Origin of the sequence: Mangrovibacter phragmitis (assembly GCF_040429585.1) — a bacterium.
GTDB classification, from domain to species: domain Bacteria; phylum Pseudomonadota; class Gammaproteobacteria; order Enterobacterales; family Enterobacteriaceae; genus Mangrovibacter; species Mangrovibacter phragmitis.
Window position 1 is genome coordinate 4,028,593 of the sequence record NZ_CP134782.1, and the last position, 26,870, is coordinate 4,055,462.

Sequence of the window (26,870 nt, forward strand, 5' to 3'; positions counted from 1 at the left end):
AAGGAATATCCATGCACCAGGAACCACTACGCCCTGACCCGGACCGTTTAATTGCGCAAGTTAATCTCCCGGAGCGGGGTAAACTACGCATTTTTTTCGGCGCCTGTGCTGGCGTGGGTAAAACATGGGCCATGTTGCAGGAAGCACGCCGGTTGTACGAACAAGGGCTGGATGTGGTTGTTGGTGTTGTTGAAACCCACGGGCGCGAAGAAACCGCCAGGCTAACAGAAGGCCTGGTTTTTCTGCCTCCCAGGCGGCATGGGCACCGAGGGCGGGTACTGGAAGAATTCGACCTGGACGGTGCCCTGGCACGCCACCCGGCTCTGGTTCTGGTTGATGAACTCGCCCACAGTAATGCACCAGGCTCACGCCACCCGCGGCGCTGGCAGGATGTCGAGGAATTACTGGATGCCGGTATTGATGTTTTTACCACACTCAATGTACAGCACCTGGAAAGCCTGAATGACATAGTTGGTGCCGTAACTGGCGTTCAGGTAAGAGAAACCGTCCCCGACCCTATTTTTGATAATGCCAGTGATGTGGTTTTGGTTGATCTGCCGGCAGAAGATTTACGCCAGCGGTTACGTGAGGGCAAAGTCTATATCCCAGGCCAGGCAGAGCGTGCCATTGAGCATTTCTTCCGTACCGGGAATCTTATCGCGCTCAGGGAACTGGCATTACGGCGCACAGCCGACCGGGTCGATGGGCAAATGCAGGACTGGCGGGGAATCCAACAGCCAGGCAAAGTCTGGCACACCCGTGATGCCATTTTACTGTGTATTGGCGCCCGTAGTGGCAATGAAAAACTGGTACGTACCGCCGCCAGAATGGCAGCAAGGATGGGGTGTTCCTGGCATGCGGTGTATGTCGAAACCCCCCGTTTACACCGGTTGAATGAATCCAGGCGGCGGGCCATTCTCTCTGCACTGAGCCTGGCACAAGAATTAGGCGCAACTACAGCGACGTTGTCTGCCCCTCAGGAAATCAATGCCATTGTACGCTATGCCCGTGAACATAATCTGGGCAAGGTTATCACTGGCCGCCGCCAGGGGAAACGCTACTGGCCTGCACGTTCCTTTGCCGACAAACTGGCGCAACATGGGCCTGACCTCGACTTAATTGTCGTCGCTATGGATGACCGCCCTGACCCGACCGGCAATATGCCCGACACGCGCCGTTTTTTTGAAAAATGGCGAGTACAGCTACTGGGATGTGCTGTCGCGGCATTATTTTGTTTTGTGATAACGCTCTTTGCCAGCCTGTGGTTACTGGGCCTGGATACCGCCAATATGGTAATGATCTACCTGTTTGGAGTTGTCGTTGTCGCATTGTTATACGGGCGTGGCCCTTCGGTGTTCGCCACAGTAATCAATGTTGCCTGCTTTGACCTGTTTTTCATTGAGCCCCGTGGGACCTTCGCTGTCTCTGATGTCCAGTACCTGCTCACTTTCGCTGTAATGATGGCTGTCGGGTTATTAATTGGCACCCTGACCGCAGGTGCCCGTTACCAGGCACGCGTGGCCCGCCACCGGGAGCAGCGCACACATCATCTGTATGAAATTTCACGCGCCCTCGCCGTCACCCGAAACACTCAAGAGATAGCGCTCACCAGCCAGCAGTTTATCCGCCAAAGTTTCCAGGCCGATGCGCAATTATTACTCCCTGACAACCAGGGGCAACTGCGGCCAGTGAGTGATCAAGGCACACCAGTGTGGTGGGATGACGCGATTGCGCGCTGGAGCTTTGATAACGGGCACCCTGCTGGCGCGGGCACCGACACACTGCCAGGCGTACTCTGGCAGATTCACCCTCTGCGCACACAAGGGAAAACGCTGGGGCTGATGGTTATCATGCCCGATAATTTGCGCCAGCTAATGATACCCGAACAGAAGCGATTGCTCGAAACAGCACTGCTGTTGGTCACCTCAGCACTGGATCACCTGAATCTGATGGTCAGTGAAGAACAGGCACGGGTTGCCGGGGAACGGGAACGCATTCGTAATACGCTGCTGGCAGCACTCTCCCACGATTTGCGCACGCCGTTAACTGTGTTGTTCGGCCAGGCGGAAATTTTAACCCTCGACCTGGCTTCTGAAGGCTCACAACATGCTCCGCAGGCAAATGAAATTCGCCAGCAAGTGCTTAATACCACTCGTCTGGTGAATAACCTGCTGGACATGGCACGGATCCAGTCCGGTGGGTTTAATTTGCACCGGGCCTGGATCCCAGTGGAAGAGTTAATTGGTGGTGCTCTCCAGCAACTGGATCCGATAACGGGGGGGCGTGAAATCCATCTCAACCTGCCCGACCCCTTACTGTTAATTCATGTGGACGGAACATTGTTTGAACGTGTACTGATTAATCTGCTGGAAAATGCTGTGAAATACGCAGGCAATCAGGCACAGGTTGGGATTACTGTTCGCAGTGATGAATCCATCATTGACCTGGAGGTTTGGGATACCGGCCCCGGTATTCCTCCCGGCCAGGAGACCACAATTTTTGAAAAATTTGCCCGCGGCACCAAAGAATCCGCCATCCCAGGTGTCGGGCTTGGCCTGGCAATTTGTCAGGCAATTGTTGATGTCCATGACGGTGAGATTTATGCTGAGAACCGTACTGAGGGCGGTGCCAGTTTTCATATCCGCCTGCCCCACCTTACCCCTCCGGGGCTTGATGAAACTGACGAGGTGATGTGACTACTATTGTTGTTGTCGAAGATGAACAGGCAATTCGTCGTTTTCTACGCAATGCGCTGGAAGATGAAAATGTACGCATTTTTGAAGCAGACACATTACAGCGCGGGCTCATTGAAACAGCGACACGAAAGCCTGACCTGGTTATTCTCGATCTGGGTCTGCCTGATGGCGACGGGCTGGATTTTATTCGCGATGTACGCCAGTGGAGCCAGATTCCCATTATTGTGCTTTCGGCTCGCAGTGATGAGCAGGATAAAATCGCCGCACTGGATGCCGGAGCAGATGACTACCTGAGTAAGCCCTTTGGCATTGGGGAACTCCAGGCTCGTTTGCGTGTGGCCCTGCGCCGCACTTCTGGCAATGAGGAGGAGAACAGCCTGTACACCTTTGGTGACATTCAGGTTGATCTCGCAGCCCGGCGTATTTGCCGTAATGAAGCCGATATTCACCTGACACCCATTGAATTTCGTTTGCTGGCTGTACTGCTGCGCCATCATGGCAAAGTGCTGACTCAACGCCAGTTACTCAACCAGGTGTGGGGGCCAAATGCTGTCGAGCACAGCCACTACCTGCGCATTTATATGGGGCATCTGCGCCAGAAACTGGAGACTGACCCCGCACGCCCGCGCCATCTGTTAACTGAAACCGGTATTGGTTACCGTTTTATGCTGAATTAACGCAGCTTGCATCAGACTTAAAGAGCGCCACTGGCGCTCTTTAAGTCTGATGACAAACCTCATGTCCGCACAGAACGAGAGGATGTCACCCAATAAAAACCAGGAAAATCAATTCATTGATTTTCGGCTGCTAACTAAAAAGAAGGAAAAAATCACGCTTTTTCCTTCTTTTTCATCAATCTGAGCGCCGCTGGCGCTCTTTTTGACTTATTCAGGAAAGAGAAACTGGCAGTTTCTCTTTCTGACTGACATTATTGAGCACTGCTCAGTACCGCACTCACAATTTCCACCGCTTCTGTTTCTATCTGTTTACGGTGCTCCGCACCCAGGAAACTTTCACAGTAAATTTTATAAGCGTCTTCCGTACCTGACGGACGCGCGGCAAACCAGCCGTTTTTAGTCATGACTTTCAGGCCACCAATTGCAGCACCATTGCCAGGCGCTGTCGTCACACGGGCAGTGATTTCATCCCCGGCAAGTGTACTGGCACTAACCATTTCCGGTGACAAACGGGATAACGCAGCTTTTTGCGCAGAAGTGGCAGACGCCTGCAGGCGGTTATAGCTTGGCGCACCAAAACGCGCAGCCAGCTCATCATAATGTTGTTGCGGGTTTTTCCCCGTCACTGCTGTAATTTCCGCAGCCAGCAGGCACATGATGATTCCGTCTTTATCAGTTGACCATGGCGTACCATCGAAACGCAGGAACGACGCTCCGGCGCTCTCTTCCCCACCAAAACCAAAACTGCCATCAAACAAACCGTCAACAAACCATTTAAACCCAACCGGCACTTCCACCAACTTACGGCCAAGGGCATCCACAACCCGGTCAATCATGGCTGAAGAAACCAGGGTTTTACCCACAGCGACATCACTACCCCATTGCGGACGATGCTGGAATAAATAATTAATGGCGACAGCAAGGTAATGGTTTGGATTCATCAACCCAACTGGGGTAACAATACCGTGACGGTCATAATCCGGGTCATTCGCAAATGCCAGATCAAATTTATCACGCAGTGCCAGCAGACCGGCCATGGCGCATTCAGAAGAGCAGTCCATGCGGATCACTCCGTCTTTATCCAGGTGCATAAAGCGGAACGTTTGATCAACCTGATCATTAACCAGAGTCAGATTCAGTTTGTAATGCTCAGCAATACGTTTCCAGTATTCAATGCCGGAACCACCCAGTGGATCCACTCCCAGTTTCAGGCCTGCTTTTTGAATAGCGGCCATATCAATGATATCGGCCAGGCCTTCAATGTACGCCTGAACAAGATCAACTTCCTGGACATGCCCACTTGCCAGCGCTTCATCCAGAGCCACGCGCTTAATACCCGCAAGGCCTGTTGCTAATAACGCATTGGCACGTTCTTCAATGAGTTTTGTTACACCGGTGTCTGCCGGGCCACCATTAGGTGGGTTATATTTGATACCACCATCTTCTGGTGGGTTATGCGATGGCGTAATCACAATACCATCAGCCAGCGGGCCACCTTGCTTGTTATGAACCAGAATCGCGTTGGAAACAGCAGGCGTCGGAGTGAAACCGTTATCCTGCTGAACAATGACATCCACACCGTTGGCGGCCAGCACTTCCAGAACAGAAATAAATGCTGGTTCAGAAAGCGCATGCGTATCTTTACCGACATAACACGGCCCGGTAATACCGTTCTGGGCACGGTTTTCTGCAATCGCCTGGGCGATGGCAAGAATATGGCTTTCATTGAAACTATGGCGACCGGCACTACCCCGGTGGCCTGACGTACCAAACTTCACCGCGTGCTCTGGATTACCTGACACAGGTTTCAGTACATAATACTGAGCGGTCAGTTGAGCGACATTAATCAAATCACTCTGCTGCGCAGGTTGCCCTGCTCGAGGATGGTTAGCCATTGCTGGTCCTTTTTGTCACAAGCGTTAAATAGTGCCGCAAACCTTTTCAATCAATTCTGCCGGGAACTGCATCGACTGCATAATATGCTCGACCATGCTACGTTTGCGGCCCGTATTGGTATTCGTGATAACCCAATAAGGGGTATCGGGAACTTGCTTAGGTTTAGTCTGATTACCATTCTTCAATAAGGTTTGCTCATTAACCGCAAAATACACCCGGGTGCGCCCATGTAAAGACTCCGTTGCCTGAGCAAATGTGGAAGAATCCAGAGAGTAGAGCGTTGAAAGCACCAGCATGAAGCGGTTAACCGCTTTCTTTTGCTCCGCATATTCATCTGACAGCAGTAATTCACGCATTGCCCGTACTTTATCTTTCGGTTTTTCTGGCGCTTTTTCAATACGTGAAACAGGAACACTGCTGTTCGTTGAAATTGTAGAAGAGGACAGCGCAACAGGTTGCTGACCAGAAGAGAGTTTCAGCATACGCCGCAAAATGTCTGACGCGCTTTCACCAATATGCAGTGTGTGGCTCGCAATGTAGCGATACAGCTCGTCATCAACTTCAATCGTTTTCATTTTAATCCAGTTACATATCTTTTCTGAATACAAATCATTGGGATTATAGAGTCAAAACCCAATGGCGAATAGCATCAACCCGGGATGGTGTCAAAAGTCAGAATTAACTGTAACCCTTGCAGCCGGATGGCAGAATAGCCAACATAATACTCTATTCCTGAGACAGCGAAAAAAAGAAGTTTTCTATGAAATTACACGCTCGCCTGCAATCTGCTCAACAAATGACTAACAATCCACCGATTGTGCTTATCCATGGATTATTCGGTACGCTGGACAATTTGGGGGTTCTGGCAAGAGACCTTGTGAAGGACCACGACGTACTGCAAATAGACTTACGCAACCATGGCTTGTCTGCACGCAGCGACACCATGACCTGGCCTGCTATGGCTCAGGATGTACTGGATACGCTGGACGAACAGCATATAGACCGGGCGATTTTCATCGGCCATTCAATGGGCGGCAAAACCGCAATGGCGGTGACACAACAAGCACCAAACCGGGTTGAAAAACTGATCGCTATTGATATAGCCCCGGTCGATTATCACGTTCGCCGCCATGACACTATTTTTGCCGCTATAGACGCCGTCAATGCAGCCGGTGTCACTACCCGGCAAGATGCAGCAACCGTGATGCGTAACATTATCGATGAGGAAGGTGTTATTCAGTTTTTGCTGAAATCCTTTGTTAATGGTGAGTGGCGTTTTAATGTCCCGGTACTCAAAGCGCAATACAGCAATATTGTCGGCTGGGAAACCGTCGCGCCATGGCCGCACCCGGCACTCTTTATCAGCGGCGGGCAGTCACCTTATATTCAGGAACAGTATCGTGAAACACTGCTGGCTCAATTTCCTTGTGCCAAAGCCTGGGTGGTTGCAGGTGCCGGTCATTGGGTTCATGCGGAAAAACCCGATGCAGTCATCCGCGCGATTCGCCGTTTTCTTAACCCCGCAGACCAAAACTGATTAAAAAGCCGCCGACTGGCTGGCAAATGTGGCTTTCGCGTTGGCGCGTCATGTTGCCTGATGTATCATGGCGCGCTGTAATGCGCCCGAGCACGTTGCTCAAGCCACCTGTTTTCCTCACTATTCTAATCATGGCAAAAGAACAAACGGACCGTACGACATTAGATCTGTTCGCGGATGAACGCCGTCCGGGTCGCCCGAAAACAAATCCACTGTCACGTCACGAACAATTGCGTATTAATAAACGCAACCAGCTTAAACGCGATAAGGTTCGTGGGCTTAAGCGTGTGGAATTAAAATTGAATGCCGATGCGGTAGATGCGCTGAATGAGCTGGCGCAGGTGCGTAACATGAGCCGAAGCGAACTTATTGAAGAGATGTTGATGGCTCAGTTAGATAACACAAAACCCGGTCATATATAATCCACGCATTCCCGGCCAGTTTTTCCTTTTCATGTAGCAGCGTGTGCACCCGGTAGTGATAGCTGTTTCCGCATGGGAAGCTGTTCTGCTATCATTGCCTTATCTGTGGACAAACTCACGCCACCATAACATTAAGTTTCAAGAGGTTATTAAACTCATGGCGATCGTAGGCATTTTTTTCGGCAGCGACACCGGCAACACTGAAAACATTGCAAAAAGCATTCAAAAACAGCTTGGTAAAGATGTTGCTGAAGTGCACGACATAGCCAAGAGCAGCAAAGAAGATATTGAAGCCTTTGATATTCTGCTGCTTGGTATCCCAACCTGGTATTACGGTGAAGCACAGTGTGACTGGGATGATTTTTTCCCTACACTGGAAGAAATTGATTTTACGGGTAAATTGGTAGCCCTGTTCGGTTGCGGTGATCAGGAAGATTACGCCGAATATTTTTGTGACGCCCTTGGCACAATGCGTGACATTATCGAACCGCGTGGTGCGGTTATCGTCGGCCACTGGCCAACTGCCGGGTATCATTTTGAAGCCTCGAAGGGTTTGGCAGATGACGACCACTTTGTCGGCCTGGCTATTGATGAAGACCGTCAGCCAGAGTTGACAGCTGAGCGTGTTGAAAAATGGGTTAAGCAAGTTTCTGAAGAAATGCAGCTCGATAGCATTATTAATGCCTGATAATTCAACGGCGCAACTATATTGCGCCGGATTGATAGGTAAAACCGATAAAAATAATTGCTACATTTTTTTAACTTTTTCACGTTAGCGCTGTACAATGATCCAGTTGACAGCATGTTTTTTTGGTAAATGTGCCAGTGCTGTCAGATTATTATTTTTCAATTTTGCTGGAGACTTGCGGTTTTCTTTAGGGAGTGTCAAACCTATAATGAGACGCATTAACTTTAGCGTATTACGTCGTATGCCCATTCACGGGTACTTTGCAAGCAACAGGACATATTCCGCATGACTGACAATAATACCGCATTAAAGAAGGCAGGCCTGAAAGTCACGCTTCCCCGGTTAAAAATCCTGGAAGTGTTGCAGGAGCCGGACAATCACCATGTCAGCGCGGAAGATTTATATAAGCGACTGATTGACATGGGAGAGGAGATTGGTCTTGCTACCGTGTATCGTGTGCTCAATCAGTTTGATGACGCCGGTATCGTTACACGCCATAACTTCGAAGGCGGCAAATCGGTATTCGAACTGACGCAGCAGCACCATCATGACCATCTGATTTGCCTGGACTGCGGTAAAGTTATTGAGTTCAGCGATGATTCTATCGAAGCTCGCCAGCGTGAAATTGCTACCAGCCATGGTATTCGCCTGACAAACCACAGTCTGTACCTCTATGGTCATTGCGCTGAAGGCGATTGCCGTGATGATGAACATGCACACGAAGGCACCAAATAATCGGGTGTACCCGTAAGCCTGTGTAATGTGACATCAACAAAAGCCAGGCTTAATACCTGGTTTTTTTGTCAGTGAGCTTTGTTCCGCTGGCAGGGCTTCCATCTCCCACAAGCGAATCAGCATTACTTAGCAATAACGCCCCTGCTGGTACGCGCTTGCCATCCGGGCTCACAGCGCGCACCGGCACATTACCGCTGACACAGAGCCGTATTTAAACTTTGCCGCTGCTTTACACAGGCGGATACCACTCTTATCGCCGCGCCAGTCTTCCTTGTATGCTTTATTGCCTGATAACAAGCAATTTCATTGGAGTGACCGCTTTCAGGGGACTCCGCCATTTCAATTGCGGTAAAAACCGCAAGCTCCAGGCCGAACATTTCGGCGAGATAACCGGACTGAAAATCCAGATTTGTGTTCCCTGTTGTGTGAGACAAATTGGTTTTGCAGTCAGAAAAGTGAAAACAACCAGACAGGTTAATTGAGGTTCTTTACTGAATCGCGAATGACCAGTTCACCGGGTAAACTCACGCAAGATTTATCTGTATGCGGTGAGATACCTAACAAACGTTCAACGGCCAGTTTGACCATGTCAGTCAAGGGGATTTTAATGGTGGTGAGTGCAGGAGAAACAAAACCGCCAATGCGCGAATCATCAAACCCGGCAACAGAAATATCGCCAGGCACCGCAATTCCCGCCTCTTGCAGCGCTTTCATGGCCCCTAATGCCATATCATCATTACCGGCAAGGATCAGGCTAAAGGGAACTGCCTGCTCAATCAGTTGCCGTGCAGCGGCATAACCACTTTCCATACTCCAGTCACCGGCCACTGCCAGAGCAGGTTCAGGAGTAAGACCCTGTTCAGATAACGCATCTAAATACGCCTGATAACGCATAATATTGGTTGGAGACCCATTCCTGCCGCTTATCCAGGCGATGTTGCGGTGCCCCATATCCAGAATAAAGGCCATCATCATTCGGGCACATTGATAGTGCAGGACGCTGATAGCGCATTCAGGATGGCGGGGTAATGTGCGGTTGAGAACAATAACAGGAACCGGGCTGGTATCAATAATCGCATCCAGTTCATCAGGAGTGAGGTATTGCGGGTAAACCATAATACCAGCGCATTTCATGCGCACCAGGTAATCAATAGCCGCCGTTTCATCTTCTGCTGAGTGCTTACCATCGGCAAAAATAAGCTGATGCTGGTATTGTTCGCTCCAGGTTGCTGCACCATAAATTAGTGTTGAGAAATAAGGGCCATTGTATAAAGCATTGGTCATCACAAAACCCACTAACCGTGTTTTCTGCGTCGCCAGTTGCTGGGCCAACAAATTAGGCCGGTAGCCAGTTTCTTCAATGGCTTTAAACACCAGGCGTTTAATTTCATCACTGACGATGTCTTTACCATTCAACACCCGGGACACGGTAGATTTAGATACCCCGGCGGCTTTCGCGACATCCAGCATTTTTACCATTGAAAAACGACTCCCCAAATTATCTACGGCCTGAAAGGCAGGTTAGCCTGAGCCCTGAAAACTGGCAGATGTATTCAGGGCTACACGACTGTAATGGGTTTCGCGTGCCGTTTCAATTTTGCGGCAACAAGAGTGGGGCCAGTAATGCTGGACCCCGAGTATTTAAGCAACAGAAAATAAAGGGTTACCGCTATCAACCCTGCCCGACTGCTGGTGAAATAGCAAAGCATGTTCATCGCTGTTCACCACCAGTACCGGCGTCGTAATGTCATAGCCCGCTTCAATTACCTTTTCTTTATCGAACTGAATCAACGGGGTACCGGCGGTCACATAGTCACCTGTTTTAACCAGCGTGGTGAAATGTGCGCCCTGGAGCTTCACTGTATCAAGGCCCACATGAATAAGTAGTTCAGCACCATTCGCGCACAGCATCCCGACAGCATGTTGAGAGTCAATGACCGAAGCCACTTCCCCATCGCAGGGGGCAACAATGACGCCGTTGTCAGGTAAAATAGCAATGCCATCACCCAGCAGCTTGCTGGCAAAGGTTTCATCGTTAACCTGGCTCAGGGAAACCAGCGTCCCTGAAACCGGGCTATTTAAAACCAGTTCACTGGGCACATGTTCTTTAGCGTGTGGTTCTGGCGCGTTTTGTTTATTTTCCGGCATTTCCGGTTCCGTAAAGCTCACCATAAACACCAGAGCGAAAGTCACCGCCACTGTCACGCCAAGCCCCACCAGCTCACCAATGAACGACTGGGGGTTTTCCGGGCTGATAGCATTCATAATGGTCAGCAACCCCGGGAGCCCGGCATACGCGTAGTAATAACTGCCAAAGAAACTGGCGACGCATGCCCCAGTAGCCCCACCGATACAGCCGCAAATAAACGGTTTTTTCAGGCGTAAAGTGACACCATAAATCGCGGGTTCAGTAATGCCAAACACCCCGGTTAACCCGGCAGACCAGGAAACCGTACGGAATGCGGCCTGGCGGGTTTTCATCGCACAGGCAAAGGCTGCAGCCATTTGCGCCACAACAGCCATCGTCTGGAACGCCTGGAAAGAGTCACGGCCATACATATCAAAGTTAGCCATGATGACAGGAGTAATCCCCCAATGGACACCGAAAATAACAATAACCTGCCATACACCGCCTATCACCGCCGCAGCCAGTGGTGGGGCCGCATTGAACAGCCAGTTATAGCCATGTGCAATACCATTTGCCAGCCCCGCCGTCACAGGCCCAATCACCACCAGCGTTAAAGGAACCATAACAACAACACAAACTAATGGTGTGAATAGCGGAGCCACCACATCAGGTAAAGCTCGTAATACCAGGCGCTCCAGGTGCGCCAGCCCCCAAACCAGAAACAGCGGCGGTAACACAGATGAGGTATAAACTGTCTTCGCTAACGGAATACCGAGGAAAGTAAAGCCTTCGCCACTGGCTATTTTTCCGGCAATAACTGCCCAGTCCGGGTTGATTAATGCACAGCAGCACAACACGGCGATATAGGTATTGCACTTAAAATGTTTTGCGGCCGTTATCGCAATGAAAACCGGCAGAAATGCAAACGGTGTCCATGAGATAAAATTCAGTACGCCAAAAGTGCCTGTTGTATGAAAGGATGCGGAGAAATAATTGATGATGATAAGCAACCCTTGCAACAAACCCGCAGCGGCCAGCACGTAAATAACGGGCGCAAAAACCGCCGACATCGTTGCCACAACAGCATCCAGCGGGCGTTTTTTCTCTGTTGTAGCATTGGTTAACGTGTCGCTGTCAACCAGCCCGGAAAATGCCTGATATACATCGGCGACATGAGTGCCAATAACCACCTGGAACTGGCCCCCGCTCAGGACAACGGTAATTACACCAGTAAGATTTTTTACCCGCTCAATAGCCGATTCGGGAACTTCCTTTAACACCAAACGTAATCGAGTTGCGCAACGGGAGAAGCTTACCAGATTCGCTTCCCCACCAACTTCAGTGAGAATATTGTTTGCCAGCGCGCTGTAATCTCTGATAGTGCCCATAGCTGATCCTTTGTTTGTTTGCTCTCTGCAACCGGTTTCAGACTGACTGAATATGCACTACCTCTGCAACCGGTTTCAGAGAGAATTGCGGCAATTCTCACAGAATCAGGCTATGGATAAATCCGTTGAATTTATGGTGCTAACCGCTGTGCATAATGACGCGTACTGGCGGGAACGCTCTCAGGGGATAGTGCAAAAAATGGCTGTTACAGGTAAAAAAAAACCGCAGTCGCGCACCACGACTACGGTCAGTTCTCACCCGGTAATGTCCGGGGGATTCAAACAATTAACCAGCGATTTTCGCCCAGGTATCACGCAACCCAACAGTGCGGTTGAATACCCGTTTTTCGGTTGTGCTGTAGCGCTCATCCAGGCAGAAGTAACCTTCACGCTCAAATTGCAGCGCTTTACCAGGCTGGGCGGATTTCAGGCTCATCTCTGCCACGCCTTGTTTAATCACCAGGGATTCCGGATTGACTGTTGACAGGAAATCATCTGCACCACCAGGGTTCGCAACACTGAACAGGCGGTCATACAAACGAATCTCCACTGGCAATGCATGGGCTGCACTCACCCAGTGAATAACCCCTTTCACCTTGCGCCCATCTGCCGGGTCTTTACTCAGCGTGTCTGCATCGTAACTGCAGAAAATGGTGGTGATATTCCCTTCCTCGTCTTTCTCAACACGCTCGGCTTTAATCACATACGCATTACGCAAGCGCACTTCTTTACCCAGCACCAGGCGTTTGTATTGCTTATTCGCTTCTTCACGGAAATCTGCACGGTCGATAAAGACTTCGCCACTGAATGCCACTTCACGGCTGCCCATATCCGGGTTATTCGGATGGTTAGCCATGGTTATCATTTCACTCTGCCCTTGCGGGTAGTTTTCAATGACCACTTTTACGGGATCAATCACAGCCATTGCCCGAGGCGCATGTTCGTTCAGGTCTTCACGGATACAGGCTTCGAGCGCTGCCATCTCCACGGTATTATCCTGTTTAGTAATACCGATACGCTTACAAAATTCTCTCACTGAAGCCGGAGTATAACCACGGCGGCGCAAACCAGAGATGGTTGGCATACGAGGATCATCCCAACCTTCAACAATTTTCTCAGTGACCAGTAAATTCAGTTTACGCTTGGACATAACCGCATATTCAAGATTCAGGCGTGAGAATTCATACTGGCGCGGGTGAGCCGGAATCGTAATGTTATCCAGCACCCAGTCGTACAAACGGCGGTTATCCTGGAACTCCAGCGTACACAGAGAATGTGTAATACCTTCCAGCGCATCAGAAATACAATGGGTGAAGTCGTACATCGGGTAAATGCACCATTTATTCCCGGTCTGATGGTGTTCTGCAAATTTGATACGGTAAATCACCGGGTCGCGCATCACCATGAATGGCGAGGCCATATCGATTTTGGCGCGCAGGCAAGCGGTGCCTTCCTCGAACCCACCAGCACGCATTTTTTCAAATAACGCCAGGTTCTCTTCAACACTACGTGAACGGTAAGGGCTGTTTTTCCCGGGCGCTGTCAGCGTACCACGATATTCACGGATTTGTTCCGGAGTCAGCTCATCAACATAGGCCAGGCCTTTGTTAATTAATTCCAGCGCATACTGGTACAACTGATCAAAGTAATCGGATGAGTAATGGACATCACCAGCCCACTGGAAGCCTAACCACTGCACATCGTGTTTGATTGATTCAACATATTCGATGTCTTCTTTAACCGGGTTAGTATCGTCAAAACGCAGATTACATTGCCCCTGGTAATCTTGCGCAATACCAAAATTCAGGCAAATCGACTTGGCATGGCCGATATGCAAATAACCGTTGGGTTCTGGCGGAAAACGGGTGCAAATATGGTCATGCTTACCAGCAGCCAGATCTTCATCGATTATCTGGCGGATAAAATTTGTTGGGCGGGCTTCAGCCTCACTCATCGCAGAGTCCTCAAAGCGTAAACATCATTTAACGGAGAATGATCTAATAAGCGGCGCGTGGAAACAACCTTTATGTTGCAATAATTCTGGATTTATTGCTCTGCGTAGTTACTGCAGGCGTAAAAAACGGCTGAAGAAAACCTTCAGCCGTTGATTTACGTATCAGGCGGGATTAATTACTTTTTAATGTCGAACAAAATAGTCTGCCCGGCGATAACCTGGCCTTCTGCTTTTAATTCCAGGCCAGCGAAGTCGTCGATATTACTGCAGACAACCGGGCTAATCATGGAGCGGGCATTGGCATTCAGGTAATCAAGATCTAACTGCAGCACCGGTTGCCCGGCAGTTACAGTTTCGCCTTCTTCAACAAGGCGCGTGAAACCTTTACCGTTCAGTGCGACAGTATCAATCCCCATATGCACAACCAGTTCGGCACCACCTTCAGTTTCCAGGCAGAATGCGTGGTTGGTATTGAAGATTTTCACAATAGTCCCCGCTGCCGGAGCAACAACCATACTGTCGGTCGGTTTAATTGCCACACCATCGCCAACTGCTTTACTGGCAAAGGCTTCATCTGGCACCTGCTCAAGAGCAACAATCGCACCGGTAACCGGCGATACCAGTGAAACTACAGTTTCTGCCGTTGAAGTGGGAACAGACTGCAATTTAGCACCACTCTGTGCTGGTGCTGGTGCTGGTGCGGCTTCAACGTGCCCGGTAGTTTTCATGGCATTGGCAATTTTCTCTGCGATAAAACCGACAATGATCTGCACGCTGGTTTTATTCAGACGAATCACACCGGTTGCGCCCAGTCGTTTCGCCATCGATTCATTAACCAAAGAAGAGTCTTTCACATTCAGGCGTAACCGCGTAATACAGGCGTCAATGGCAGTCAGGTTATCAGAGCCCCCCACGGCAGCAATATACTGGCGGGCAAGTTGAGCCGCGTTCTGCTCTTTCGATGCACCACCTTTGCTGACATTTGTGTCTTCACCATCAGCTTCGCTTCCGGCAACCGCCAGTTCACGGCCCGGCGTCATCAGGTTGAATTTGGTGATAGTGAAACGGAACACCACATAGTAAATAGCGAAGAACACCAGCCCCTGAGGTATCAGCATGTACCAGTGCGTAGCCAGTGGGTTACGCGAAGAAAGCACCATATCCACCAAACCGGCACTAAAGCCAAAACCGGCAATCCAGTGCATAGAGGCTGCGATATAAACAGAAATCCCCGTCAGGATAGCGTGAATCACATACAGCACAGGCGCAACGAACATGAAGGAGAATTCTAACGGTTCAGTTATCCCCGTAAAGAAGGCTGCAAACGCCCCCGCCATCATGATCCCTAACACTTTTGCTTTGTTTTCCGGGCGGGCGCAATGGTAAATAGCCAGAGCCGCACCAGGCAAACCGAACATCATGATTGGGAAGAAGCCAGCCTGGTAGCGGCCAGTAATGCCCGGGATCGCCTTGCCCGCTTCAATAGACTGAGCGCCACCAAGGAAATTAGGAATATCGTTGATACCTGCGACATCGAACCAGAACACGGAGTTCAGTGCATGATGCAAACCAACCGGAATCAACAAACGGTTAAAGAAAGCGTAAATCCCGGCACCCACTGAACCCAGTCTCTGGATATGCTCACCAAAATTAACCAGGCCACCAAAAATAATAGGCCATGTGTACATCATGATGAACGCAACAACAATCATCACGAAGGAAGTCAGGATGGGTACCAACCGGCGGCCACTAAAGAAAGAGAGTGCTTTAGGCAGTTCAACGCCACTGAAGCGGTTATAGAGTTCAGCAGAAATTATCCCAACAAGGATACCAACAAACTGGTTTTGGATTTTACCGAAAGCAGCCGGAACCTGGTCGACAGGAATCTTTTGAATCAGGGACACAGCCGCCGGTGAACATAATGTTGTCAGAACCAGAAAACCGACAAAGCCAGTCAGTGCAGCCGCACCATCTTTGTCTTTAGACATACCGTAAGCCACACCAATAGCAAACAGCACTGACATATTATCAATGATGGCCGAACCGGATTTGATGAAGAACGCCGCCAGCGCACTTTGACTTCCCCAACCAACCGGGTCAATCCAGTAGCCAACCCCCATGAGTATTGCCGCGGCAGGCAAGGTCGCAACAGGCACCATGAGCGCGCGACCAACGCGTTGTAAATAACCTAAAACACTCACATATTCCCCCTTGTAAGACCCGATAAGTCTTATCTAACTGTCTGTTTTTATTTTGACTGGCACTGAAATACCTGCACAGCTTTTGATATTACATCCTGAGTGTGTGAAAAAATAATTCGCATCGCAAATTAATTACACTCATTTGTGATAAAAATCACCAAAATTCTCTTATTACCTCCCTTTTAACTGGCCTGAAACCAAAACTTATTTTATCATTCGAAAAATCGAGACGGATTGACCCTGTTCGCTCTTCGACTGACGGAGCATTACACTTTAGAGCAACTCAATTCGGCTTTTCTGTTTCTTTCTATCTTCATGAGGTGAACAATGAGACTGATTCCCCTGGCTACACCACAGCAAGTTGGCAAATGGGCAGCACGCCATATCGTTAACCGCATCAATGCCTTTAAACCTACCGCTGAACGCCCTTTTGTTCTCGGCCTGCCTACGGGAGGCACGCCGCTTGAAGCGTATAAAGCACTTGTTGACATGCACAAAGCAGGCCAGGTTAGTTTTAAGCATGTAGTCACATTTAATATGGACGAATATGTCGGCTTACCTAAAGAACATCCGGAAAGCTACCACAGTTTTATGTACCGCAACTTCTTTGAACACGTTGATATCCCGGAAGAAAATATCAACCTGTTGAATGGTAACGCACCCGATATTGATGCAGAATGCCGTCAATATGAGGAAAAAATCCGTGCTTATGGAAAAATCCACCTTTTCATGGGCGGGGTGGGTAACGATGGGCACATTGCCTTTAATGAGCCGGCATCTTCTCTGGCCTCACGGACCAGAATCAAGACGTTGACACACGAAACCCGGGTTGCCAACTCACGTTTCTTTGGTGGTGATGTCAGCCAGGTGCCAAAATATGCGCTCACTGTCGGTGTAGGCACATTGCTTGATGCCGAGGAAGTCATGATTCTGGCGCTGGGCCAGGTAAAAGCCCAGGCATTGCAGGCTGCAGTGGAAGGCAATGTCAACCACATGTGGACAATCAGTTGCCTGCAACTCCATCCTAAAGCTGTTATCGTTTGTGACGAGCCGTCAACGATGGAATTGAAAGTAAAAACATTGAAATATTTCAATGAATTAGAAGCTGAAAATATTAAAGATCTTTAAGCTCACGCTATTAACCGGGGGAAATTATGTACGCTTTAACCCAGGGCCGGATTTATACCGGCCGAGAAGTTCTCGATGACCATGCAGTGGTCATTGCCAATGGTCTGATTGACCGTATCTGCCCAGTGTCCGAACTGCCCGATACGCTGGCCCAACATGGCGTGAACGGCGCCATTATTTCCCCTGGTTTTATTGATGTGCAGCTCAACGGTTGCGGTGGCGTACAGTTCAACGACACAGCTGAAGCCGTCAGTGTGAAAACGCTGGAAATTATGCAAGCCGCCAACGAAAAGTCCGGTTGTACCAGTTTCCTGCCGACCCTGATTACTTGCAGTGACGCCCTGATGATGCAGGGAGTTAATGTGATGCGTGATTATCTGAGCAAACATCAGAATCAGGCACTTGGTCTGCATCTTGAAGGCCCCTGGTTAAATATCAAGAAAAAAGGAACACATAACCCGGAATACATTCGGTTGCCGGAAAGCCAGTTGGTTGATTTTCTCTGCCAGAATGCTGATGTCATTGCCAAAATCACGCTCGCCCCGGAAAAAGTACCGGCAGAGGTTATTAAGCAGTTAGTCAGTGCAGGTATTGTCGTTTCCGCCGGGCACTCCAATGCCACTTTGCGCGAAGCCAAAGCAGGATTCCGCGCCGGTATTAGTTTTGCTACGCATTTATTTAACGCAATGCCTTATATCACTGGGCGTGAGCCCGGCCTGACCGGCGCAATTTTTGACGAAGAAGATGTGTGGTGCGGTGTTATTGCCGATGGCCTTCATGTTGATTTTGCCAACATACGCACTGCGAAAAAAGTGAAAAAAGACAAGCTATGCCTGGTCACAGATGCAACCGCACCAGCAGGTGCAAACATCGACCAGTTCATTTTTGCTGGTAAAACAATATACTATCGTAACGGGCTCTGCGTAGATGAAAACGGCACATTGAGTGGTTCATCACTGACTATGATTGAGGGAATACGCAATCTGGTTGAGCACGTTAACATTGCGCTGGACGAAGCACTGCGGATGGCAACACTCTACCCGGCGCGAGCTATTGGCATGGACAAACATCTTGGAACAATTGAGCCGGGCAAAGTGGCCAATTTAACCGTGTTTACCCGTGATTATCATATTATTAAGACCATCGTTAATGGTAACGAGGTCGTTGCAGAGTAAGTAAGGCATGACAACTGGCGGACAAGCACAAATTGGCAATGTGGATTTGGTAAAACAACTGAATAGTGCGGCGGTTTACCGTCTGATTGATCAGGCAGGCCCCATATCACGTATTCAGATAGCCGAACTCAGCCATCTGGCACCCGCCAGTGTCACCAAGATTACCCGCCAGTTACTTGAGCGCGGGTTAATTAAAGAAGTCGATCAGCAGGCGTCAACCGGCGGGCGACGTGCCATTTCTATCATTACTGAAACACGTCTGTTCCAGGCAATTGGGGTGAGGCTTGGCCGCCATGATGCCACACTGACTTTATTTGATTTAAGTGCCCGCGCACTGGCTGAAGAACATTTTCCACTTCCCGAGCGTACTCAGGAAACGTTACAAGATGCGTTGCTGAAAACTCTCACTACGTTTATCAATAATAATCAGCGCAAAATCCGGGAGTTAATTGCTATCTCTGTGATACTTCCAGGGCTTGTTGAGCCAGATACAGGTGTGGTGCGCTATATGCCTCACCTCCCGGTCAACGAGTGGCCGCTGGTGTCCGTTCTGGAAAAAAAATTCAATATCACCTGTTTTGTCGGTCACGACATTCGCAGCCTGGCGCTCGCCGAGCACTATTTTGGCGCAACCCGGGATTGTGATGACACCATTTTGGTGCGTGTGCACCGGGGAACCGGGGCTGGCATTATCTCTAACGGGCAGATATTTATTGGCCGCAATGGCAACGTGGGTGAAATTGGTCATATTCAGGTCGACCCGCTAGGTGAGCGTTGCCACTGCGGCAACTTTGGTTGCCTGGAAACCATCGCTGCAAACGCTGCTATTGAAAACCGGGTGCGCCAGCGTCTTGAGCAAGGCTATCCCAGCCGTTTATCCCTTGATGACTGCGATATTGCCAGTATCTGTAAGGCCGCCAACAAAGGCGACACACTGGCGACAGAAGTGATTGAACATGTTGGCCGCCAACTGGGGAAAGCAATCGCTATTGCCATCAACCTGTTTAACCCGCAAAAAGTCGTCATTGCTGGTGAACTGGTAGAAGCAGAAAAGATACTGATGCCAACCATTCAGGCTTGTATCAACACTCAGGCACTGAATGCATTCCGGACAAAACTCCCTGTAGTCCGTTCTCAACTGAATGACCGCTCAGCGATCGGCGCGTTTGCACTGGTTAAACGCGCTATGCTGAACGGCGCGCTTCTCCAGCGTTTGTTGGAAAATTAACAGGATTTTCGTCTGTTCCAGGCTATAGTTAGCCCCTTGAATGTGCTGATAAAGAGTATCGAATGACCATCCAGAACGTGATTTGCGATATTGATGGTGTGCTGATGCACGACAATGTCGCCGTGCCTGGCGCCAGTGAATTTCTGGCGCGCATCATGAGCAAAGGTTTTCCGCTGGTTTTACTGACCAACTACCCTTCACAAACAGGCCAGGATCTGGCTAACCGGTTCTCTGCAGCCGGTATTGAAGTGCCAGACTCCGTGTTTTACACCTCGGCCATGGCGACTGCAGACTTTCTGCGCCGTCAGGAAGGTAAAAAAGCCTATGTAGTGGGTGAAGGCGCATTGATTCACGAACTCTATAAAGCCGGGTTTACCATTACAGACATTAACCCTGACTTTGTCATTGTCGGTGAAACCCGGTCGTATAACTGGGAAATGATGCATAAAGCAGCCTATTTTGTCGCGAACGGCGCCCGGTTCATTGCCACCAACCCGGACACCCATGGGCGGGGGTTTTACCCTGCCTGTGGTGCATTGTGTGCCGGTATTGAGAAAATATCCGGGCGAAAACCGTTTTATGTTGGTAAACCCAGCCCGTGGATAATCCGCTCTGCGCTGAACAAAATGCAGGCACATTCAGAGCACACGGTTATTGTCGGTGACAACCTGCGTACAGATATTCTGGCAGGCTTCCAGGCCGGGCTGGAAACCATTCTGGTTTTATCCGGTGTTTCCAGTATGGACGACATAGATAATGTGCCTTTCCGCCCAACCTGGATTTACCCTTCTGTTGCTGAAATAGACATTCTCTGATTTTCGTCCACCACAACTTCTGACGGCGCACATGCGCCGTTTTTGTTATCTGCGCACCAAAACAGCACAATTAATGTTTATCTAACAAAACAAAGAAAATAGTGAAGATTCGTTAATTCAAGACGCCACAATCATATAAAAAATCACTTTTCCGCAGCAGCAGGTTAACTTTTATTTTTTGAGCCCTGAAAAGGCTTGCACCGTTATGCACATTGGGGCATTTTCTTACTTACGGAATGCGGCAGACAGGATTTGCTGCACAATATAGATAAAACAACATCACCGCCCAGTTCGGTTAAACGGAGAAGTGTATGTGTTCGATTTTTGGTGTGCTGGATATTAAAACCGACCCGGCTGAATTACGAAAAAAAGCACTGGAGTTATCCCGCCTGATGCGTCACCGTGGCCCGGACTGGTCCGGCGTTTATGCCTGTGACAAAGCGATTCTTGCCCATGAACGTCTGTCCATTGTCGACGTTAACGCCGGTGCCCAGCCACTGTATAACCCGGAACACACTCATGCGCTGGCAGTCAATGGTGAAATTTATAACCACCAGGCGCTGCGTGCTGAATACGCTGACCGCTATGCTTTCCAGACAGGTTCTGACTGCGAAGTCATTCTGGCGCTGTATAAAGAAAAAGGCCCGGAGTTCCTCGATGACCTGCAGGGTATGTTCGCCTTTGCGTTATATGACAGCGAACAGGATGCATATCTGATTGGCCGCGACCATATCGGTATTATTCCGTTATATATGGGCCATGACGAACACGGCAACTTCTATGTCGCATCAGAAATGAAAGCACTGGTACCGGTTTGCCGCACCATCAGCGAATTTCCTCCGGGAAGTTACCTGTGGAGCAAAGACGGTGAAATTCGCCAGTACTACCAGCGTGACTGGTTTGAGTACGACGCTGTCAAAGACAACGTGACGGACAAAAACCAATTACGCCAGGCTCTGGAAGATTCAGTAAAAAGCCATTTGATGTCTGACGTACCCTATGGCGTACTGTTGTCTGGCGGTCTGGATTCATCTGTTATTTCGGCTATCACCAAGAAATTTGCCGCACGCCGCGTAGAAGATCAGGAACGCAGCGAAGCCTGGTGGCCGCAACTGCATTCATTCGCCGTTGGTCTGGAAGGTTCACCTGACCTGAAAGCAGCGCAGGAAGTGGCTGACCACCTGGGTACGGTGCATCATGAAATTCACTTCACGGTGCAGGAAGGTCTGGATGCCATTCGTGATGTCATTTATCACATTGAAACTTATGATGTCACCACCATTCGCGCCTCCACGCCAATGTACCTGATGTCACGTAAAATCAAAGCAATGGGCATCAAAATGGTGCTGTCCGGTGAAGGTTCTGATGAAGTATTTGGCGGCTACCTCTATTTCCATAAAGCGCCCAATGCTAAAGAGCTCCATGAAGAAACTGTGCGTAAATTGCAGGCACTGCATATGTTTGACTGCGCCCGTGCGAACAAAGCCATGTCTGCATGGGGTGTGGAAGCGCGCGTTCCTTTCCTGGATAAAAAATTCCTTGATGTGGCAATGCGTATCAACCCGCAAGATAAAATGTGCGGCAACGGCAAAATGGAAAAACACATTCTGCGTGAATGTTTTGAATCCTATCTGCCGGCCAGTGTGGCATGGCGCCAGAAAGAGCAGTTCTCAGACGGTGTTGGCTATAGCTGGATTGACACACTGAAAGAAGTGGCTGCAGAACAAGTTACCGACCAGCAACTGGAAACCGCTCACTTCCGTTTCCCGTACAACACACCAACCTCTAAAGAAGGTTACCTGTACCGTGAAATTTTTGAAGAACTGTTCCCGGTACCCAGTGCGGCTGAGTGTGTACCAGGTGGCCCGTCAGTTGCCTGCTCTTCTGCCAAAGCCATTGAATGGGATGAATCATTCAAAGCGATGAACGATCCATCAGGCCGTGCTGTTGGTGTGCACCAGTCTGCATATAAATAACACTGCGATACAATTTCACTGCCAATGCCCGCTATATGCGGGCATTAAGGCTGATGGCAAACCTCATGTCCGCACAAAACGAGAGGTTCTCACCCAATAAAAAGTCTGGGAAATCAATTCATTGATTTTCGGCTGCTAACTAAAAAGAAGGAAAAACCACGTTTTTTCCTTCTTTTTCATCAATATGAATGCCCGCTATATGCGGGCATTTTTTATGCGGGCAGCAAACGCACATAAGCCAGAACTGTTATCTCGCCAGGCATTTCTGCAATACCGTATTCCTCAGGCGATTGCCGGCTGGCGCGCAAAAAACTTTATCACTGATAATGATGACTTTTTAACCAGATGATTTATAAAAGTCGTGATATTTTGTTGATTATCACGCCAAGTCGTTCGCAAGATAGTCAAACAGACATTCAGAGCCACTTTTCGGGAAAAAATGTGTTGACGCTGCAAGGCCCAATACGCATAATGCGCCCCGCAACGCCGATAAGGTAACGCGAAAAAAGATGGCTACGTAGCTCAGCTGGTTAGAGCACAGCACTCATAATGCTGGGGTCACAGGTTCGATTCCCGTCGTAGCCACCATCTTTTTGCGGGAGTGGCGAAATTGGTAGACGCACCAGATTTAGGTTCTGGCGCCGCAAGGTGTGCGAGTTCAAGTCTCGCCTCCCGCACCATTTCCGTTAGCGTTGTCGGATGGGGTATCGCCAAGCGGTAAGGCACCGGTTTTTGATACCGGCATTCCCTGGTTCGAATCCAGGTACCCCAGCCATTTTTTTGCGACTCCTGCGTGGAAACGCGTCAGTCGTTGGGGTATCGCCAAGCGGTAAGGCACCGGTTTTTGATACCGGCATTCCCTGGTTCGAATCCAGGTACCCCAGCCAGTCGTTTTCGGGCTGGTCAATAGCAGTACAATTTGGCTACGTAGCTCAGCTGGTTAGAGCACAGCACTCATAATGCTGGGGTCACAGGTTCGATTCCCGTCGTAGCCACCATTTTCTTGGGGTATCGCCAAGCGGTAAGGCAGCGGATTCTGATTCCGCCATCCGGGGTTCGAATCCCTGTACCCCAGCCAAATTTAAAAGACGTTACTTGTAACGCACCTGTTGGGGTGTCGCCAAGCGGTAAGGCAGCGGATTCTGATTCCGCCATCCGGGGTTCGAATCCCTGCACCCCAGCCACTCAATAGAAAAAGCCCGTTTATCGGGCTTTTTTTGCATCTGTAGTTTACTGAACTGTAGTTTACTGAACAGTCATTTACTGAGTTCAGGCTTATTCAAACCCGCCGCAGAAAAGCCCGGCGGCAACCACCGGGCACAGAACTCAGCTCCGGCTACAAACCAATTGCATATTTCAGCACCTGTGTTTTGACCTTTCCGGCATTCGCTGCCGCCATCAGGCCTAAATTCCGGGCCAGCTTTACCGGCCCCAGCCGGTTAGAGAAACTGGCATAGAACAGATCCATCCCGGTTTGCATCAATATATTGTCGGGGTAGCGACGGGCCTGGTAACGCAGCAACACGTTTTTGGATGACCAGTCCTCACCATAACTACGGGCATTAATCAGCACATCAAGTAATGCTTCAACATCACGGTATCCCAGGTTAACGCCCTGCCCCGCCAGCGGGTGAATAGTGTGTGCCGCATCGCCAATCAGAGCCACACCTTGTTTGACATAGCGCCACGCGTGGCGGCGCACCAGCGGAAATGCTCCCCGGGCAACCACCACGGTCTCGCCAATACGTGCAGGAAAATGAGCCCGGATTTCATTCGCCAGTTGTACCAAAGGCAATTTATTCAGCGCCTGAATGCGCGCTGGCTTGTCATACCAGACAACCGAACCATAATTTCCCATTAGTGGTAACCACGCCCTGGGCCCGTCTGGCGTAAATTGCTGCCAGGTACGGTCTCCTGATTCCTGTGGCCGTTTTACCGTAATCAGCATGCAGGCCTGGTCATACTCCCAACCATGAATACCAATACCTGCCATCTCGCGTACTTTGGAATGCGCACCATCTGCACCCACCACTAACCGCGCAGTGAGCATCTCTCCGGAATCGAGTACCAGTTGCAGCCCTTTCGCAACAGTGGATAGCGAACGCAATGTTGCCGGGCAGAAGCACGTCACCGCCGGATGTGACGAAACGGCATCCCACAATGCGCGTTGCAATACTGGATTTTCAACCATATGACCTAAAACCGGCACACCTAATTCCCCGGCAGAAAAAACCACCCGGGCATTGTCCCATTCCCATGTTTCCAGCTCGCGCCAGGGGTGGCTGCGCATGGCGGTGACAGACTGCCAGACCCCAAGGCTATTTAATAAAGCGATGGACGCGGCACTGACCGCAGAGACCCGCACATCAGGGGGTAACTCCGGGTTAAAAACAGCTGGCGTCTGCTGCTCAATAAGCGCGACTGTAAAGCCATTTTGGGCAAGCCCCAGGGCCAGTGCCGCCCCAACCATACCGCCGCCAATAATCGCAACGTCAGTGGATAGATTCGTCATGGTTAATTATCCTTAGCACACATGGGCTAAGTGTACCGGATTTTCAATCCTGTGCGCTGTCTGTCTCTCACCTACTGGTCACAACAGCGCCAAAGCATTACAATACGCGCCCTGCATTCCTGGCGTTAACTGAGCAATGAGTCAATGACAAAAAAACTGCATATCAAAACCTGGGGCTGTCAGATGAACGAATACGATTCATCGAAGATGGCCAGTCTGCTGGAGACCACACACGGCTTTACTCTGACTGAAGTGGCTGAAGAAGCAGATGTTCTGCTGCTGAATACCTGTTCAATTCGTGAAAAGGCACAGGAGAAGGTTTTCCATCAGTTAGGCCGCTGGAAAACATTAAAGGACAAAAATCCTGAGCTCATTATTGGTGTAGGTGGCTGCGTAGCATCGCAAGAAGGTGAGCATATTCGCCAGCGCGCCCATTATGTCGATATTATTTTTGGGCCACAAACCCTGCACCGCCTGCCGGAAATGATCAAACAAGTCAGTGGCACTCGTAGCCCCGTCCTGGATATCAGCTTCCCGGAAATCGAAAAGTTTGACCGACTGCCGGAACCCCGCGCAGAAGGGCCAACGGCTTTCGTTTCTATTATGGAAGGCTGTAATAAGTACTGTACTTACTGTGTGGTGCCTTATACCCGCGGAGAAGAAGTCAGCCGCCCAAGTGACGACATTCTGCTGGAAATCGCCCAGCTCGCGGCGCAAGGTGTGCGTGAAGTTAACCTGTTAGGCCAGAACGTCAATGCCTACCGCGGTCCAACTTTTGATGGCGGTATCTGCACCTTTGCTGAACTGTTGCGCCTGGTAGCGGCCATTGACGGGATTGACCGGATTCGCTTTACCACCAGCCACCCAATTGAGTTCACTGACGATATCATTGAAGTCTACCGTGATACACCAGAACTGGTGAGCTTCCTGCACTTACCGGTACAAAGTGGCGCAGATCGCGTTCTGAATATGATGGGGCGCACCCATACTGCGCTGGAATATAAAGCTATCATTCGTAAACTACGTGCGGCACGGCCGGATATCCAAATCAGTTCTGACTTTATCGTTGGTTTCCCTGGGGAAACTGAACAGGATTTCGAGCAGACCATGAAACTGATTGCCGATGTTAATTTTGACATGAGCTTCAGCTTTATCTTCTCTGCACGCCCGGGTACCCCGGCAGCCGATATGGTCGATGATGTCAGCGAAGAGGTGAAGAAACAGCGCCTGTGGATCCTGCAAGAGCGGATTAACCAACAAGCGATGGCCTGGAGCCGCCGGATGCTGGGTACCACACAGCGTATACTGGTAGAAGGCCCTTCGCGCAAAAATATTATGGAGCTGTCAGGGCGTACTGAAAATAACCGGGTGGTTAACTTTGAAGGTACACCGGATATGATTGGTAAGTTTGTCGATGTCGAGATTGTTGATGTCTTCCCTAACTCATTGCGCGGGAAAGTGGTGCGCACTGAGGACGAAATGGGGTTGCGTATCACCGAATCTCCGGCGTCTGTCATTGCCCGTACCCGTAAAGAAAATGAACTGGGTGTAGGTACCTGGCAACCTTGATGTCGGTCTGGCCCTTTCGCAGGGCCAGTTCCCCTTGCATTCTGCGCAATCTATCCCCATATCCGCCTTAAGTGTTGTGCCCAGCCTTATGGGCAGGAAAAATTTCACATGCCGCTCATGTGCGGCGCGTCTTCTTTGCTAACAG

20 protein-coding genes, 7 tRNA genes and 1 pseudogene are annotated in these 26,870 nt (G+C 49.9%); 20 read left to right on the forward strand and 8 right to left on the reverse strand.

The window, feature by feature from the left end; translation table 11 throughout:
• Positions 1–11: 11 nt before the first annotated feature.
• Together kdpD and kdpE are read left to right on the forward strand one after the other, a co-directional pair.
• Positions 12–2,696 carry a two-component system sensor histidine kinase KdpD gene (gene kdpD / locus MPHASIOC01_RS19580; protein ID WP_064599692.1) on the forward strand — a complete coding sequence of 895 codons (2,685 nt, stop codon included), beginning with the start codon at positions 12–14 and terminating at the stop codon, positions 2,694–2,696.
• Positions 2,693–3,373: a two-component system response regulator KdpE gene (gene kdpE / locus MPHASIOC01_RS19585; RefSeq protein ID WP_064599690.1), complete on the forward strand. Its 681-nt coding sequence runs from the start codon at positions 2,693–2,695 to the stop codon at positions 3,371–3,373. Before kdpD ends, kdpE begins: the two co-directional genes overlap by 4 nt.
• Positions 3,374–3,624: 251 nt before the next feature.
• Here the strand turns inward: kdpE and pgm are convergent, their stop codons facing one another.
• On the reverse strand, positions 3,625–5,268 hold the full coding sequence (pgm, locus tag MPHASIOC01_RS19590) for a phosphoglucomutase (alpha-D-glucose-1,6-bisphosphate-dependent) (protein ID WP_353613101.1): 1,644 nt from the start codon (positions 5,266–5,268) through the stop codon (positions 3,625–3,627).
• A 24-nt stretch (positions 5,269–5,292) separates the two neighbouring features.
• Positions 5,293–5,844: a replication initiation negative regulator SeqA gene (seqA, locus tag MPHASIOC01_RS19595; RefSeq protein WP_064599686.1), complete on the reverse strand. Its 552-nt coding sequence runs from the start codon at positions 5,842–5,844 to the stop codon at positions 5,293–5,295.
• A 185-nt stretch (positions 5,845–6,029) separates the two neighbouring features.
• Here seqA and ybfF point away from each other — a divergent pair, with 185 nt between their 5' ends.
• The 4 genes from ybfF to fur all read left to right on the forward strand — a co-directional run bounded on the left by ybfF (position 6,030) and on the right by fur (position 8,651).
• The gene (ybfF, locus tag MPHASIOC01_RS19600; protein WP_353613102.1) at positions 6,030–6,806 is read left to right on the forward strand and encodes an esterase; all 777 of its coding nucleotides are present in this window, start codon (positions 6,030–6,032) and stop codon (positions 6,804–6,806) included.
• A 131-nt stretch (positions 6,807–6,937) separates the two neighbouring features.
• Positions 6,938–7,228: a LexA regulated protein gene (ybfE, locus tag MPHASIOC01_RS19605; protein ID WP_036110697.1), complete on the forward strand. Its 291-nt coding sequence runs from the start codon at positions 6,938–6,940 to the stop codon at positions 7,226–7,228.
• A gap of 157 nt (positions 7,229–7,385) precedes the next feature.
• The gene (gene fldA / locus MPHASIOC01_RS19610) at positions 7,386–7,916 is read left to right on the forward strand and encodes a flavodoxin FldA (RefSeq protein WP_064599682.1); all 531 of its coding nucleotides are present in this window, start codon (positions 7,386–7,388) and stop codon (positions 7,914–7,916) included.
• A 285-nt stretch (positions 7,917–8,201) separates the two neighbouring features.
• Complete coding sequence (gene fur, locus MPHASIOC01_RS19615) at positions 8,202–8,651, forward strand: ferric iron uptake transcriptional regulator (RefSeq protein WP_064599680.1); 450 nt, start codon at positions 8,202–8,204, stop codon at positions 8,649–8,651.
• Between the two features lie 204 nt (positions 8,652–8,855).
• Here the strand turns inward: fur and MPHASIOC01_RS19620 are convergent.
• The 5 genes and pseudogenes from MPHASIOC01_RS19620 to nagE all read right to left on the reverse strand — a co-directional run.
• Positions 8,856–9,094 (reverse strand): annotated as a pseudogene (locus MPHASIOC01_RS19620) (ChiP family protein); the annotation flags it as partial.
• A 31-nt stretch (positions 9,095–9,125) separates the two neighbouring features.
• Positions 9,126–10,130 (reverse strand): LacI family DNA-binding transcriptional regulator, encoded by a 1,005-nt coding sequence (locus tag MPHASIOC01_RS19625; RefSeq protein ID WP_353613103.1) that lies wholly within the window; start codon positions 10,128–10,130, stop codon positions 9,126–9,128.
• A 162-nt stretch (positions 10,131–10,292) separates the two neighbouring features.
• A complete protein-coding gene (locus MPHASIOC01_RS19630; protein WP_353613104.1) occupies positions 10,293–12,167 on the reverse strand; it encodes a beta-glucoside-specific PTS transporter subunit IIABC in 1,875 nt (624 codons plus the stop codon).
• Between the two features lie 286 nt (positions 12,168–12,453).
• A complete protein-coding gene (glnS, locus tag MPHASIOC01_RS19635) occupies positions 12,454–14,121 on the reverse strand; it encodes a glutamine--tRNA ligase (protein WP_353613105.1) in 1,668 nt (555 codons plus the stop codon).
• Between the two features lie 176 nt (positions 14,122–14,297).
• A complete protein-coding gene (nagE, locus tag MPHASIOC01_RS19640; protein ID WP_353613106.1) occupies positions 14,298–16,322 on the reverse strand; it encodes an N-acetylglucosamine-specific PTS transporter subunit IIBC in 2,025 nt (674 codons plus the stop codon).
• Positions 16,323–16,649: 327 nt separating this feature from the next.
• On the opposite strand from nagE, the gene nagB reads away from it, so the two are divergent.
• The 13 genes from nagB (at position 16,650) to MPHASIOC01_RS19705 (ending at position 23,828) form a co-directional block, all read left to right on the forward strand.
• On the forward strand, positions 16,650–17,450 hold the full coding sequence (nagB, locus tag MPHASIOC01_RS19645; protein WP_064599671.1) for a glucosamine-6-phosphate deaminase: 801 nt from the start codon (positions 16,650–16,652) through the stop codon (positions 17,448–17,450).
• A gap of 26 nt (positions 17,451–17,476) precedes the next feature.
• Positions 17,477–18,625, forward strand: a complete 1,149-nt coding sequence (gene nagA / locus MPHASIOC01_RS19650) for an N-acetylglucosamine-6-phosphate deacetylase (RefSeq protein WP_064599669.1) — start codon at positions 17,477–17,479, stop codon at positions 18,623–18,625.
• A gap of 7 nt (positions 18,626–18,632) precedes the next feature.
• Entirely contained in the window at positions 18,633–19,853 is a 1,221-nt protein-coding gene (locus MPHASIOC01_RS19655) for an N-acetylglucosamine repressor (protein ID WP_064599668.1), read from the forward strand.
• A 62-nt stretch (positions 19,854–19,915) separates the two neighbouring features.
• The gene (locus tag MPHASIOC01_RS19660; RefSeq protein ID WP_064599665.1) at positions 19,916–20,668 is read left to right on the forward strand and encodes an HAD-IIA family hydrolase; all 753 of its coding nucleotides are present in this window, start codon (positions 19,916–19,918) and stop codon (positions 20,666–20,668) included.
• A 311-nt stretch (positions 20,669–20,979) separates the two neighbouring features.
• Positions 20,980–22,644: an asparagine synthase B gene (gene asnB, locus MPHASIOC01_RS19665; protein WP_064599664.1), complete on the forward strand. Its 1,665-nt coding sequence runs from the start codon at positions 20,980–20,982 to the stop codon at positions 22,642–22,644.
• A gap of 214 nt (positions 22,645–22,858) precedes the next feature.
• Entirely contained in the window at positions 22,859–22,993 is a 135-nt protein-coding gene (locus MPHASIOC01_RS19670) for a hypothetical protein (RefSeq protein WP_269448079.1), read from the forward strand.
• Between the two features lie 162 nt (positions 22,994–23,155).
• A tRNA-Met gene (locus MPHASIOC01_RS19675) sits at positions 23,156–23,232 on the forward strand.
• A 7-nt stretch (positions 23,233–23,239) separates the two neighbouring features.
• A tRNA-Leu gene (locus MPHASIOC01_RS19680) sits at positions 23,240–23,324 on the forward strand.
• Positions 23,325–23,344: 20 nt separating this feature from the next.
• Positions 23,345–23,419, forward strand: a tRNA-Gln gene (locus MPHASIOC01_RS19685).
• A gap of 37 nt (positions 23,420–23,456) precedes the next feature.
• A tRNA-Gln gene (locus MPHASIOC01_RS19690) sits at positions 23,457–23,531 on the forward strand.
• Positions 23,532–23,565: 34 nt separating this feature from the next.
• Positions 23,566–23,642, forward strand: a tRNA-Met gene (locus MPHASIOC01_RS19695).
• Between the two features lie 6 nt (positions 23,643–23,648).
• Positions 23,649–23,722: transfer RNA gene (locus MPHASIOC01_RS19700), tRNA-Gln, on the forward strand.
• A gap of 32 nt (positions 23,723–23,754) precedes the next feature.
• Positions 23,755–23,828 (forward strand) — tRNA-Gln (locus MPHASIOC01_RS19705).
• 152 nt (positions 23,829–23,980) lie between these two features.
• On the opposite strand, the gene ubiF is transcribed toward MPHASIOC01_RS19705, so the two are convergent.
• Positions 23,981–25,156: a 3-demethoxyubiquinol 3-hydroxylase gene (ubiF, locus tag MPHASIOC01_RS19710; protein ID WP_064599661.1), complete on the reverse strand. Its 1,176-nt coding sequence runs from the start codon at positions 25,154–25,156 to the stop codon at positions 23,981–23,983.
• A gap of 144 nt (positions 25,157–25,300) precedes the next feature.
• Between ubiF and miaB the strand changes: the two genes are divergently transcribed.
• Positions 25,301–26,725: a tRNA (N6-isopentenyl adenosine(37)-C2)-methylthiotransferase MiaB gene (gene miaB, locus MPHASIOC01_RS19715; RefSeq protein ID WP_064599660.1), complete on the forward strand. Its 1,425-nt coding sequence runs from the start codon at positions 25,301–25,303 to the stop codon at positions 26,723–26,725.
• The last annotated feature ends 145 nt before the right edge of the window (positions 26,726–26,870 follow it).

Excerpts from the sequence above, each read along its gene's own strand:
- kdpD (WP_064599692.1), top strand. The coding sequence starts at position 12 with ATGCACCAGGAACCACTACGCCCTGACCCGGACCGTTTAATTGCGCAA.
- pgm (WP_353613101.1), bottom strand. The coding sequence starts at position 5,268 with ATGGCTAACCATCCTCGAGCAGGGCAACCTGCGCAGCAGAGTGATTTG.
- seqA (WP_064599686.1), bottom strand. The coding sequence starts at position 5,844 with ATGAAAACGATTGAAGTTGATGACGAGCTGTATCGCTACATTGCGAGC.
- ybfF (WP_353613102.1), top strand. The coding sequence starts at position 6,030 with ATGAAATTACACGCTCGCCTGCAATCTGCTCAACAAATGACTAACAAT.
- ybfE (WP_036110697.1), top strand. The coding sequence starts at position 6,938 with ATGGCAAAAGAACAAACGGACCGTACGACATTAGATCTGTTCGCGGAT.
- fldA (WP_064599682.1), top strand. The coding sequence starts at position 7,386 with ATGGCGATCGTAGGCATTTTTTTCGGCAGCGACACCGGCAACACTGAA.
- fur (WP_064599680.1), top strand. The coding sequence starts at position 8,202 with ATGACTGACAATAATACCGCATTAAAGAAGGCAGGCCTGAAAGTCACG.
- MPHASIOC01_RS19625 (WP_353613103.1), bottom strand. The coding sequence starts at position 10,130 with ATGGTAAAAATGCTGGATGTCGCGAAAGCCGCCGGGGTATCTAAATCT.
- MPHASIOC01_RS19630 (WP_353613104.1), bottom strand. The coding sequence starts at position 12,167 with ATGGGCACTATCAGAGATTACAGCGCGCTGGCAAACAATATTCTCACT.
- glnS (WP_353613105.1), bottom strand. The coding sequence starts at position 14,121 with ATGAGTGAGGCTGAAGCCCGCCCAACAAATTTTATCCGCCAGATAATC.
- nagB (WP_064599671.1), top strand. The coding sequence starts at position 16,650 with ATGAGACTGATTCCCCTGGCTACACCACAGCAAGTTGGCAAATGGGCA.
- nagA (WP_064599669.1), top strand. The coding sequence starts at position 17,477 with ATGTACGCTTTAACCCAGGGCCGGATTTATACCGGCCGAGAAGTTCTC.
- MPHASIOC01_RS19655 (WP_064599668.1), top strand. The coding sequence starts at position 18,633 with ATGACAACTGGCGGACAAGCACAAATTGGCAATGTGGATTTGGTAAAA.
- MPHASIOC01_RS19660 (WP_064599665.1), top strand. The coding sequence starts at position 19,916 with ATGACCATCCAGAACGTGATTTGCGATATTGATGGTGTGCTGATGCAC.
- asnB (WP_064599664.1), top strand. The coding sequence starts at position 20,980 with ATGTGTTCGATTTTTGGTGTGCTGGATATTAAAACCGACCCGGCTGAA.
- MPHASIOC01_RS19670 (WP_269448079.1), top strand. The coding sequence starts at position 22,859 with ATGCGGGCAGCAAACGCACATAAGCCAGAACTGTTATCTCGCCAGGCA.
- ubiF (WP_064599661.1), bottom strand. The coding sequence starts at position 25,156 with ATGACGAATCTATCCACTGACGTTGCGATTATTGGCGGCGGTATGGTT.
- miaB (WP_064599660.1), top strand. The coding sequence starts at position 25,301 with ATGACAAAAAAACTGCATATCAAAACCTGGGGCTGTCAGATGAACGAA.